Origin of the sequence: Virgibacillus sediminis, assembly GCF_042643265.1 — a bacterium.
Classification (GTDB): Bacteria; Bacillota; Bacilli; order Bacillales; family Amphibacillaceae; genus Virgibacillus_O; species Virgibacillus_O sediminis.
The window spans coordinates 83,918-95,965 of record NZ_JBHRRZ010000010.1; the positions used below are offsets into that span (position 1 = coordinate 83,918).

The 12,048-nt window shown below is 44.1% G+C and carries 14 protein-coding genes; 5 read left to right on the plus strand and 9 right to left on the minus strand.

Annotation, left to right across the window (positions count from 1 at the left end; genetic code table 11):
• Positions 1-3 precede the first annotated feature (3 nt).
• The 4 genes from ACFODW_RS05785 to ACFODW_RS05800 are packed head-to-tail and all read right to left on the minus strand — an operon-like array spanning position 4 to position 3,407.
• A complete protein-coding gene (locus ACFODW_RS05785; protein WP_390304258.1) occupies positions 4-651 on the minus strand; it encodes an ABC transporter permease in 648 nt (215 codons plus the stop codon).
• Positions 651-1,577 (minus strand): osmoprotectant ABC transporter substrate-binding protein, encoded by a 927-nt coding sequence (locus ACFODW_RS05790; protein WP_390304173.1) that lies wholly within the window; start codon positions 1,575-1,577, stop codon positions 651-653. Before ACFODW_RS05790 ends, ACFODW_RS05785 begins: the two co-directional genes overlap by 1 nt.
• An 18-nt stretch (positions 1,578-1,595) precedes the next feature.
• Positions 1,596-2,246: an ABC transporter permease gene (locus ACFODW_RS05795; RefSeq protein WP_390304175.1), complete on the minus strand. Its 651-nt coding sequence runs from the start codon at positions 2,244-2,246 to the stop codon at positions 1,596-1,598.
• A 6-nt stretch (positions 2,247-2,252) separates the two neighbouring features.
• Complete coding sequence (locus ACFODW_RS05800; RefSeq protein ID WP_390304177.1) at positions 2,253-3,407, minus strand: betaine/proline/choline family ABC transporter ATP-binding protein; 1,155 nt, start codon at positions 3,405-3,407, stop codon at positions 2,253-2,255.
• A gap of 276 nt (positions 3,408-3,683) precedes the next feature.
• On the opposite strand from ACFODW_RS05800, the gene ACFODW_RS05805 reads away from it, so the two are divergent.
• Positions 3,684-4,235, plus strand: coding sequence for a GbsR/MarR family transcriptional regulator (locus ACFODW_RS05805; protein ID WP_390304260.1), 552 nt, complete (start codon positions 3,684-3,686; stop codon positions 4,233-4,235).
• A gap of 70 nt (positions 4,236-4,305) precedes the next feature.
• On the opposite strand, the gene ACFODW_RS05810 is transcribed toward ACFODW_RS05805, so the two are convergent.
• Positions 4,306-5,277 carry a Gfo/Idh/MocA family protein gene (locus ACFODW_RS05810; RefSeq protein WP_390304179.1) on the minus strand — a complete coding sequence of 324 codons (972 nt, stop codon included), beginning with the start codon at positions 5,275-5,277 and terminating at the stop codon, positions 4,306-4,308.
• Positions 5,278-5,301: 24 nt separating this feature from the next.
• Entirely contained in the window at positions 5,302-5,442 is a 141-nt protein-coding gene (ytzI, locus tag ACFODW_RS05815) for a YtzI protein (protein WP_390304262.1), read from the minus strand.
• A gap of 417 nt (positions 5,443-5,859) precedes the next feature.
• On the opposite strand from ytzI, the gene ehuB reads away from it, so the two are divergent.
• The 4 genes from ehuB to ehuA all read left to right on the plus strand — a co-directional run bounded on the left by ehuB (position 5,860) and on the right by ehuA (position 9,085).
• Positions 5,860-6,771, plus strand: a complete 912-nt coding sequence (ehuB, locus tag ACFODW_RS05820; RefSeq protein WP_390304181.1) for an ectoine/hydroxyectoine ABC transporter substrate-binding protein EhuB — start codon at positions 5,860-5,862, stop codon at positions 6,769-6,771.
• Positions 6,772-6,972: 201 nt separating this feature from the next.
• The gene (locus ACFODW_RS05825) at positions 6,973-7,599 is read left to right on the plus strand and encodes an amino acid ABC transporter permease (protein ID WP_390304264.1); all 627 of its coding nucleotides are present in this window, start codon (positions 6,973-6,975) and stop codon (positions 7,597-7,599) included.
• The gene (ehuD, locus tag ACFODW_RS05830; protein WP_390304183.1) at positions 7,599-8,318 is read left to right on the plus strand and encodes an ectoine/hydroxyectoine ABC transporter permease subunit EhuD; all 720 of its coding nucleotides are present in this window, start codon (positions 7,599-7,601) and stop codon (positions 8,316-8,318) included. Before ACFODW_RS05825 ends, ehuD begins: the two co-directional genes overlap by 1 nt.
• On the plus strand, positions 8,315-9,085 hold the full coding sequence (gene ehuA / locus ACFODW_RS05835; RefSeq protein WP_390304185.1) for an ectoine/hydroxyectoine ABC transporter ATP-binding protein EhuA: 771 nt from the start codon (positions 8,315-8,317) through the stop codon (positions 9,083-9,085). The genes ehuD and ehuA overlap by 4 nt, the downstream gene beginning before the upstream one ends.
• A 229-nt stretch (positions 9,086-9,314) precedes the next feature.
• On the opposite strand, the gene murB is transcribed toward ehuA, so the two are convergent.
• The 3 genes from murB to ACFODW_RS05850 form a co-directional block, all read right to left on the minus strand.
• Positions 9,315-10,235, minus strand: a complete 921-nt coding sequence (gene murB, locus ACFODW_RS05840; protein ID WP_390304187.1) for a UDP-N-acetylmuramate dehydrogenase — start codon at positions 10,233-10,235, stop codon at positions 9,315-9,317.
• 41 nt (positions 10,236-10,276) lie between these two features.
• On the minus strand, positions 10,277-11,080 hold the full coding sequence (locus tag ACFODW_RS05845) for an alpha/beta hydrolase (protein WP_390304189.1): 804 nt from the start codon (positions 11,078-11,080) through the stop codon (positions 10,277-10,279).
• Positions 11,081-11,176: 96 nt separating this feature from the next.
• Entirely contained in the window at positions 11,177-11,974 is a 798-nt protein-coding gene (locus ACFODW_RS05850) for a histidinol-phosphatase HisJ family protein (RefSeq protein ID WP_390304191.1), read from the minus strand.
• Positions 11,975-12,048: the final 74 nt, after the last annotated feature.

Sequence of the window (12,048 nt, forward strand, 5' to 3'; positions counted from 1 at the left end):
CAATTATGAGGATTTAACGGGATTAAGCTTACGTTCCAGCCATCCCATAAATAAATCGGTACAAATCGCCATTAAAGCGGTCGGTATTGCCCCAGCCAAGATTAGGGCGGTTCCGTCCGTTGCATTTGTGCCCCGGATAATGATAGCTCCAAGTCCTCCCGCTCCTACGAAAGCTCCTATGGCAGCTATGCCTATGCCTACAACTAATGCAGTTCTCAGCCCAGCCATAATTACACTGATGGCAAGAGGGAGCTCTACCATGCGAAGCAGCTGGAACTTTGTCATTCCGGAAGCATGCCCAGCTTCAATGATTGATTGATCCACTTCCTTCATCCCTACATACGTGTTCTGGGTAATTGGCAGAATGGAATAAAGCATAAGAGTCACAATTACCGTGTTTGGACCAAGCCCAAGCACAATCATCAATACTGCCAACGCCCCTAAGGCCGGTATGGTTTGAATAATATTCCCGAGGGCAAGCACCCATCCGCTTAACTTTTTATATTTGGCAATAAGAATGCCAAGCGGTATGGAGATAACCGCTGCAAACAGAACACCATAGGCGGCCATCAGAAAGTGCCGGTAAAACTGTGTCCATATATACCCGCCATTTGCTGAAACATACGTCACTAGTTGTTCCCATGTTTCCATCATTCAGCAGCCACCTCACTTGATTCAAAATAATTGTTTTCTTCCAGGAATTCTTTTGCTACTTTTCCGGGATTCCCCAACTCCACATCGACTTGATAGTTCAGTTCCTGCATCTTTTCTGTCGATATAGTGCCGGCCAGCTTATCCATTATTTCTCCTATTTCCGGATGTTTTTCCAACAGATCATTATGGACTACAGGTGATGTATCATATGGCGGGAAGAACTGCCGGTCGTCCTCCAGCACCTTCAGGTCAAACTCCTTGATACGTCCATCAGATGAGTAAGCCAGGACGACATCCATATGTCCGCTTGCGTTCGCCTGGTAGACAAGCCCAATACTCATCGGATATGCTGCTCCGAACTCAAAGTAAGTTTCCTGGAAGCCATCATACCCATCACCTTTCCGGTTGATCCAGGCGGTATCCACCCCGAATTTCAAGTCATCAGCATAGGGCTCCAGGTCTGAAATAGTCTCTATTCCTTCTTTCTCTGCGAATTCCTGTGTGACCGCTACGGAATAGCTGTTTTCGAATCCATAGGAATTCCCCCACGTTTGATCGAACTGCTTATCGAATTCAGTTTGTACTATATTCATTGCCTTCTCGGGGTCTGTTACTGGGTCCATCCCCAGTGCCCCGGATAGATCTGTCCCGGTATAACGTGTGGAAGTCATATCCAAATCATCCGTGGTCATACCTTGGTGCTGCAATATGGAAGAACCGAGATTAGTTACAAGCTGTGTTTCCAAGTCGGTCTCCCTTTCTATCATAATTGAAAGCATTTCCGCCATGATTTCCGATTCAGCCGTACCAAGAGCCCCGATACGTACTGTTTCCTCTTCCGGACCCACTAGCCCTGGCAAAGAACAACCAGAAACGGTGAGAAAGGCGAAAGCTGCGAAAATATGAAGTATCCTTTTTTTCATAGGTGTTCACCTTCCTTCTTAGGTTGTTTGATAAGTTTCTTTCCATCCTTTAGGGGTCAACTTCCTCTCCAGCATCGAAAGGAGCCTGTCGGCCAAAAGAGCCATGATCGTAGCAGGAATGGTACCGGCTATAATCAGCTCAGGCTGGTATAAGTTCATTCCATCAAAAATGAAGTCACCCAGACCGCCGCCGCCGACAAATGCAGCAAGAGCCGCCCATCCAATTAGGTAAACAGTCGAGAGCCGAATGCCTGCCATGATGACAGGGAGTGCCAATGGAAGTTCAATCTTCATAATCGATTCCCAATTATTCATCCCCATCCCTTTACCAGCTTCCTTTACATTGCTGTCCACACCGCTGACCCCCGTATAAGTGTTTCGTAAAATCGGAAGCAGGGAATAGAAGAAGAGAGCAATAATCGCCGGCAGCTTTCCAATCCCCAGTAATGGAATAAAGAATGCTAAGATTGCCAGACTTGGAATGGTCTGCAGAATTCCTATAAAGGAAATAAGCCTGTCAGCAATCTTCGGAATACGTGTCAACAGTACACCAAGCGGTACAGCTACAAGTACACCCAACAGCATGGCAGCAAGAGAAACATATAAATGCTCACCAGTTTTGACCAATAAATCTGAGCCATGTTGCGTAAAAAATTCCATCATGTTCATTACCTCCTATTCTGCAGCAGCGATGGTCTCTTCAAGCTCTGTACCTTCGCCCCAAATCGTGTCATAGACGATGTCTGCCAAAGATGCCCGTGTAACAATACCTACGAGCTTTGAAGATTCATCGACAACAGGGACATATTTAATCCCTCGTCTCAATATCTTGTGTACCGTGTCCCGCAATAAGCTGTCCTGGGAAACAGAGAATAATTCCTTTTCCATCACTTCCTCCACACTGGAAGCTTTCTTATAATTCATATTGATCATTTCCACATCAATATAGCCTCTGAGTACATAATCCGAATCTACTGCAAGCAGGGAATCTACGCGGGCCTCCCGCATTTTGGAAATGGCCGTTTTCAATGTTTCCCCTGTTCCAACTGTAATCGGTGAATCCCCCATGATTTGACCAACGGTAGTGACGTCAGGCCGCCCCTGGATCAAGCGCTCTTTTCCTAGGAAAGCTTCTACGAATTCATTGGCCGGATTACGCAAAATTTCTTCCGGACTCGCTGCCTGGACTACTTCTCCTGCACGCATGATGACTACTTTATCCGCCAGTTTCAGCGCTTCGTCCATATCGTGGGTGACAAAAACAATCGTTTTGTCCAACTCTTTCTGAAGCTTCTTAAATTCTTCCTGAAGCGAGTCCCTGGTAATCGGGTCAAGGGCACCAAAAGGCTCATCCATTAAAATCAATGGTGGATCTGCTGCCAGGGCACGAAGCACCCCAATCCGCTGCTGCTGTCCTCCGCTCAATTCATGTGGATACTTTTCCAGATATTCTTCTGGGAGATTAACCAGTGCCAGCAATTCCTTTGCCCTGGCGTCCTTTTTGTCCTCTGACCAGTTCTGCAATGTGCCGACAAGGACAATATTTTCTTTGATAGTCATATGTGGCATCAGCCCGATTTGCTGTATGACATATCCAATAGAACGTCTTAACGCCACCGGATCCTGCTTCGTTATATCTTCTCCATTCACCAAGATGCTTCCATCTGTTATGTCTATCAAGCGGTTGACCATTTTCATCGTTGTCGTTTTTCCACATCCGCTCGGTCCTATGAAACAGACAAATTCTCCCTTTTCTATTTTGAGATTTAAATCTTTAACAGCTGTTTCTTCACCGTTATATCGTTTAGTTACACTTTTAAACTCCAACATGTCCGTACACCTCCGTGTTTGATTTTCCTGTTGAATGCCTATTTAAGTATAAGCATTTAGACCCGAAAACCAAACAGCTGTATAACCTCATAATTACGTAAAAATTATACAATTTTAATTTTATAGATTGCATAAACTTTATATCTTAGTATTCCTTCTATTTCCTCGCTGTCAGACCATGCTCTGTTATTTCCATTTTGAATACAAGAATGTTATTGTAGCGTAAAACATACTCAGGGGATGGAGTTTATGAGTTCAAAAAAAGAAGAGCTAATAATGGAAGAGTTGAAGCGAGCTGAGGATCAGATTTCAGACAGGATTGCAGATAACATGAAAACTTTTGGAGTATCTTCGACAGTCGGCAGGCTGCTGGGGATCATTTACCTTAACCGGAAACCAATGACCTTGGATGAGCTTGCTGAAGAAACAGGGATGAGCAAAACAAGAATGAGTCAGGTTATGCGACAAATGATGGCATTAAATATTGCGGAAAAAGAGTTTGTTAAAGGCAGCAGAAAGGAACATTACCGTGTGGAGAATGACTATGTCCAAACCTTCATTTCCCTGTTCACCACTAATTGGCGAGAAGTCGTCAGCAAAAACTCCCAATTAGCAAGACGGCTTCAAGAGCAGCTGAACCAGGTAGAGAACATGTATGATGGGGAACTGTCTGAACCAACACAGAAAAAGAAAGAAGAACTGGAAAATGAACTGGAAGAATGGACCACTTATTATGATTGGATCAGCAGACTGGTTGATTTCTTCGAGAGCGGAGAAATACTTGACTCAGTTCCATTAAAGCGCAAATCTCCAAAAGATGATAAATAATAATAAATAAACAGGGCCGCGGGATTTCCATTTAATCCCGCAGCCCTGTTTTGACGTTTTCATCTATTAATTATTGGAAGTAGATGCCTGCCTTCTTTCGGGCTTTTTCTAAAGCCTTTACGGTCAGGAGGCTCCTCTCCATAAGTTCCTCATAATACTCTCTATTATTATCTTTTATCATATCTACAAATGCTTCTACTTCATAGACCATATCATTTTCTGATTGATGGCCGGCCCTTTCTTCCGCCGTCTTGGACTTTCTGTCATAAAAGGCCAAGGAAGTAATTGGCGCTAAATGGTCCATTGTCCAAGTACCGTCCTCCCCATGTATTTCTGATGGAATTCGAGCCTGGGCAATTTTAGAACACATGATAGTGATACAGAAGTCCCGATACGCAGCAACCAATGTTCCGCTCCCGTCCAGTCCATTATCCAATTTAACCGGGAAATAGTCCACTTCTTCGGGTTCTCCAAATAAATCGATCGCCATACTTAAAGGATATACACCCAGATCCATCAATGCTCCACCTGCAAAAGCAGGTGAAAAAACATTCGGCTGTTTGCCGTCCTTAAAAGCATCATACTTGGAAGAATACTGCACGTACTGGAGAAGGGCACTGCGTATTTCCCCCGCCTTGGAAAGGTTCTTTTTTAGCTGTTGATAATTCGGGGAAAAGAGATGGCGGTATCCTTCTATTATATACAAGTTTTCTTTGTCAGCTGCCTGCTTGACCATCTGCCATTCTCTTTCCGTAATGGCCATAGGCTTTTCGCAGAAGACATGTTTACCCTTCTCTAGACACTGAAGGATCTGCTCAGCATGCATACTGTTAGGTGAGGCGATATAAATAAAATCCGAGCGGTCTCCGAGCATTTCATCGATATCATCGTACCATTGAGATGCTCCATGTTTTTTTGCAAATTCCTCTGCCTTTTCTCCTGCCCTGGAATATACGGAAAGCAGTTCTGCTTTGCCGGACTGTTGTGCTGCTTCTATAAAACTCTCGGTTATCCAGCTGGTACCGATGGTAGAGAATTTCATGATTCCTTCCTCCTTACTAGTGACTCATTTTTCATTTTTCTCTTCATCATTCTTCTCATTTGGATGGGGATCAATCGTATGCTTGTATTCATAGCCTTTTGAAATCGTAAGCAATGATAAAACTAATACAAGAGCTGATATGACCACGGCAGCTGTTATATACATCCACAATTGCTATACCTCCTTTTATAGAAGCTTTTCCTTGCCAATTATATTTTCCATTGCAATCCTACCCTTTCCCTACTATTTTGTCTATAACCAATAAGATTGGCAATATACAGATAACTATGTTTTACCCATGGCGAATTTTAGGGAAAATATAGTATTTCCGTTTATAGTGAAGCATAAATCTGTAAATAAGAGACAAGTCCAAGCTAGTCCATAATTTGCCGGTTTATTAGGAATTATCAAAATATACTGCGTTTGTACTCAGATAAATTTACCGATAACATTATAATATGATTGATATGTACTTAAATTTTGATCAGCTTCATCTTTTTTTTAGCGTTTCAGCGGTGATATATACCTAGTAGAAAAGTCACTGCAAAGTACCAACCAAACTTAAGGGGAGGTCAAAAAGAAATGAAAAAATTACTATTTACATCCTTTTTAGCACTCATGCTTCTCGTGCTCGCTGCCTGTGGAGATGAATCAAGCGGTGAGAATGGCGACAGCGGTTCAGGATCAGAGGGAGATAATGCTAGCAGCAAACTGGAACAGCTTCAAGAGGCCGGTACAGTAACAATCGGCTTTGCCAATGAAGCTCCATACGCTTATGAAGAAAACGGGGAGCTTAAAGGCGCTTCTGTTGATATTGCCAAAGCAGTCTTCGAGGAACTTGGAATCGATAATATGGAATCCAAGCTTGCCGATTTCAGCCAGCTGATCCCAGGCCTTCAGGCGGGACAGTTTGATGTAGTTACAGCCGGGATGGCAATCCAGCCTGGACGCTGTGAGAATGCAGCATTTAGTGAGCCGACCATGCAATACGGGGAAGGGCTGATTGTACAGGCAGGCAACCCGCTCGGACTAGAAAGCTATAAGGATATTGCGGAGAATCCGGATGCAACCGTAGTTGTAATGGAAGGCGCCACGGAATATGAATTTCTGAAATCCGAGGGAGTCAGTGATGACCAGATCCAAACAGCTTCTGATATCCCTGCAACATTCTCAGCTGTAGAATCCGGTCGCGCGGATGCTACTACCGGTACAGAAATGACGGTTAAAATGGCCCTGAAATCAGCGGATACGGACGGCCTTGAATTCGTGGAGAGCTTTGAGCAGCCTGACATCGAAGGGGTGCCAAGCTACGGAGCTGCCGCATTCAACCAAGCAGATACCGATTTGCGCGATGCATATAACGAAGTATTGAAACAACTGAAGGAAGATGGCACAGTTGCTGAACTTCTGGAAGCAAATGGATTCAGTGAAGAAAGCAACATGGTAGAACCTGGTGAGGTAACAACTGAGCAGATCTGCAACGGAGAAGTTTAATCCACTGAGCATCCAGTGCATTAGTCTATTAAACTATAAGTTGAACTAAGACTCCATAGGGTCCGGTTCCCTCACCCAGGGAGCCAGGCCCTTTCGTTTTTATTGAAACATTTACTCCCTTAATAGGGACTTTTCTTAAAAGAGAGAATAGAAAAAGGAGTGATCACCATTAATGCAATTATAGATATCTTTCCCCAGCTCATGAGAGGATTGGGCGTCACTATTACCGTACTTCTGGGCGCCGCATTTTTTGGGTATCTGATGGCATTTGTCGCCGGGCTGTGCCGACTTTCACAGAACATGTTCATTCGGAAGTTTACCGGATTTTACGTGGAAATATTTCGGGGCACTTCCCTAATTGTACAGCTTTTCTGGCTTTACTACGCAATTCCGATGCTGTTCAATATTCAGCTCGGCAGCAACTGGTGGGCAGGTGTTATTGCCATTGCCTTGAACTATGGAGCCTACATGTCTGAAGTAGTCCGAGGCTCCATCCTTTCCGTGGCCAAAGGTCAGACAGAGGCAGCGACAGCCTTGAATATGTCGAGGTTCCAGCGTATGCGGCTCGTTATTTTTCCGCAGGCTGTCCGCATGATGCTGCCGGAATTCGGAAACTATCTGATTCAAATGCTTAAGGCAACATCTCTCGTATCGTTGATTGGAATGACGGATGTTCTTTATTATGGGGACATATATCGAAGTTCGAACCTTTCGGAAGCACCGATTGTCTATTTGCTAGTATTAGTATTATACTTTATTCTCGCACTGCCATTAATTTGGCTAACTCGAAAAGGAGAAAAGATTTCCAAGAAAGGGGTGGCTAGCTGATGAATGGAAACTATTGGAGCTGGGATACATTTTTTGAAGCCTTCCCTATTATCCTGCAAGGTTTAGGCGTGACGGTAGGTTTAACATTCGCCTGTTATATTTATGCGCTTATCTTCGGCTTTGTCTGGACCTTTCTCAGGAGGGTTCCAAACAGGCCATTTAATTGGGTGGTTACCTGGATTATGGAGTTTATCCGCTCTACCCCTCCACTGGTACAGTTATTCTTTATTTACTACGCATGGCCGATGATCCCTGGAATCGGGATGACCTTGAGTCCGTTTACAAGTGCCCTGCTCGGGCTTGGTATCCACTTCAGTACATACATCGGAGAAATATACCGGTCTGGTATCGAGGGAGTGGATAAAGGACAATGGGAGGCTGCCAGGGCCTTAAACTTTTCCACCCGTAAGAAATGGACAAAGATCATTCTTCCACAAGCATTGCCGCCAACTATACCGATGCTTGGCAACTATTTAATTATCATGTTTAAAGAAGTTCCTCTCGCCTCCACCATTGGTGTGGTCGGGATTCTCAGCCTGGCAAACAGCTATGGTGCGCAATATTGGTCCTATCTTGAGCCATTGACGATCGTAGCACTGATTTTCCTTGTTCTAAGCTACCCATCCGCTATCTTGATCAGAAAGCTGGAAAAGAAAATGAACACACGATTCACTAAAAAACCAACAATTAACAGTACCAAAGGAGCGGTGACAGAATGACAGAACCAATTGTTCAATTTAAGGATGTTCATAAATCTTTCGGGGATACCAAAGTCCTGAAAGGGATAGACCTGGACATCTTCCCTGCCGAAAAGGTTGCGGTGATCGGACCAAGCGGCTCGGGAAAAACAACTATCATCCGCATGCTGATGACACTGGAAGAACCCACCTCTGGAGACATCATTGTAGATGGCCAAAATCTCTGGAAAATGGAGAAAGACGGGAAGGAAGTAAAAGCAAATGAAAAACATCTGCGGGAAATACGCGGGGATATCGGCATGGTATTCCAGCATTTTAACTTGTTTCCGCATATGACTATCCTTGAGAACTGCATGACTGCCCCAATTCATGTCAAAAAGGAAGATAAAAATACAGCACGTGAACGTTCCATCGAGATGCTTGATAAGGTAGGGCTCGGGGACAAGCTGGATAGCTATCCAAACCAGTTATCGGGCGGTCAGAAACAGCGTGTAGCCATGGCCCGAGCCCTGGTCATGCGCCCGAAGGTCATGCTGTTTGACGAGGTAACTTCAGCTCTGGATCCGGAATTGGTAGGAGAAGTGTTGGAAGTGATACGGGACATCGCCAAGGAAGGTGAAATGGCAATGATCCTTGTCACACACGAAATGGACTTTGCCCTTGATGTAGCTGATAAAGTCCTCTTTCTTGATGAAGGGGTTATTGCTGAACAAGGGTCTGCCAGTGAAGTCATTGAACACTCCGATAATGAACGTCTTACTAGTTTCTTGCACAGATTCAGAGGCTAAATACAAACTGCCGGTTATCCGGCAGTTTTTTTATAATGCCGGAAAGGCTGGTCTGCCAGTGAGGGAACTGGCCGCTCTCTGGCTGATTACCCGCACCTGCTGCTGATATTTACGCGCTCCAGCTGATTATCCGTGCGTGCTGCTGATATAATCGGGCTCCGGCTGATTACCCGCGTGTGCTGCTGATATTTAAAAAAGCTGCGGCCCTTCAAGGCATCCGCAGCTTTCTCTATTTTGGATCTTCCCCAATAATTTTCACTTCACGTTCAAGGGAGACGCCGAATTTTTCCCGGACCGTATTCTGTACGAAATGGATGAGATCAATATATTCCTTGGCCGACGCATTATCCTTGTTGACTATGAAACCTGCATGCTTCAAGGAGACTTGAGCTCCTCCTATTTGCTTGCCCTGTAATTCACTGTCCTGAATTAACTTCCCGGCAAAATAACCAGGCGGACGTTTAAACACACTGCCGCATGAAGGATATTCCAACGGCTGTTTGGATTCCCGTTTATATGTCAGGTCATCCATTACTGCCTTGATTTCGTCATAGTTTCCTTCTTCCAGTGTGAATGTAGCTTCCAGTACAATATACCCTTTATCAGGAATATTGCTTGTGCGGTAGTCCAAGTCCAGCTGATCTGCTGTCAATGACAGGAGATTCCCTTCCCTATCCACCACTTTGGTGCTGGTGAGTACATCCTTGACCTCTCCGCCATAGGCCCCAGCGTTCATAAACAAAGCCCCGCCAACAGACCCCGGGATTCCGCAGGCAAACTCCAACCCTGTCAGCTTATGGCTTAATGCCTTTTGCGAAACGTCGATAATTCGTGCTCCACTTTGGGCAACTATCGTCTGATTTTCTATCTCAATGGAAGTAAGGTTCTGCAGGTTCATAACAATACCGCGTATTCCACCATCCTTGACAATCAGGTTCGAACCGTTTCCCAACAGAGTAAACGGCATGTTTTCCCGATTCGCCAGCCTCACGACTTCCTGTACCTGTTCATAGGTTTCCGGTCTTACCAGATAATCCGCCTTTCCCCCGAGATGGGTATACGTATGATTTTTCAAAGGCTCATCCAGCATGACATTCCTTTCAGGTATTATTTCTGTCAATTTTCCGTATATATGATGTTCCTTCGCCACTTAGATCATTCCTTTATCCCGTTAATCTTTTTTATTCTAAGTCAATCTTTCCCATCTTTCCATAAGAAGGAATGAATCATCCAATCCACCTGTCCATTCTCATGGAGAGCGCTGTGTCCCAGTTCTTCATCGACGATTATAGTTTCATTGTATTGTTCAGACGGGATAATTGTTCGTATGGACTGTACACTTTCCGGCCGTGCTACATTGTCTCCCGTACTTGCAATGTTCAATACTTCCGTATTCCTGGAAAAATCGCTCTTACGCAGGAGCTCAAGAGCCAGGGATCCAGGTTTCAAGTCAGTCGCTGCTTCGTCATGGTGAATTTGAAAATACTCTTGGCTATAGATGCCGTCAAAGGGGCTGCCGATGGCAATGAAGCGGTCCACGGATGGGTACTTTTCTCCTTCATATTCCTGTAGAAATTTGAGTGAAACAATCCCGCCCATGGAATGGCCGACTAGATTAATTTCCTCTACATGATAATTCTCCTTCATATGGGCAGCTACTGAGGCAAGCCAGTGTGTGGTATCTTCAAAGCTTGCCCGGTTATTTTGAAAGATCACCTGGACAAAAACCGGCTCTCCCCTTCCCTTGCTCAAATGGTAATCGCGAATTCGCCCAGTTGAAGTAACATAATACACCATTCCTTTATTACCCCACTTATATTCCTCTTCAAATCGATAGAGCATATATCCGAAGGAATTAGCAGTACCTTTATATCCATGTACAAATAATGTAGGGTTGCCATGATGGATGTCGGACACCGGTTTATTCGGCTGATACAGCAATATGCCGGCAAACAGAATTAGAACCATTGTGGCAGTGATCATATATTTCTTCAAGGGTCTCCCTCACTTAATGAAGCTCTGGATGTGATATCCATCCATTATAGCAAACACATTAGCGAGCTGTCTTGGCTGAGGCGGGATTTACATGTTTTATACCATAGACCTTATTGAATGGAAAACAGGCTCCTCGCCCTCAAATGTGGTAATATACTTAAATCCCAATTCATCAAACAGTTGCAGGGACTCGCGAAATTTGTATCCAAGTGTCGTTTCTATATGTGAATCAGATCCTAGGGTAAGGATCTCTCCTCCTAGTTCCTTGTACAGCTTGAGAATATCGGCACTTGGCATGCCGCCTTCAAGTCCATATCGATATCCGGAGGTATTTAATTCTATTCCTTTTCCCATGGGAATGATCTCTTTGAAGATTTCTGCGATAATATCATGATGATCCTTCCTGCTCTTTTCTTCTGTATAGCGTTTTACCAAATCAATATGTCCCAGGATATTGAAATGATGGAACCGTCTTACACATTCGAGCAGTTCTTGATAATAAATGTCGTAGGCTTGTTCGACTGTTTTCCCTCTGAAAAAGTCTCCCGAATGCAAATCCTTTCCTTCTGTTGTATGCATGGAGCAGATGACGAAATCAACCGCCTCCCTATTCAGCAGTTTTTCATACCGATCAAGCAGATGAGGCTGTACACCTATCTCCAGCCCCTTCTTAATGCTGATTTTCCCTTCATATTTTTCCTTCATCTTCTTAATGGCTTTATCATACTCCCCGAGATCGAATTCAAAAACAATTGACTCATCAGGATAGTCGTAATCGATATGTTCCGTAAAACAAATCTCCTTGAACCCCTTTTTAATTCCTTCTTCAATCGACTTTTCCATAGGGGTGTCGCAATCTGCAGAAAAATCACTATGGATATGGTAATCAAACATACTAAATTCTCCTTTTCTATTGACTTTTCACTCTATAATTATTAGAATACTATATAACTTTAATTAGATAAAGC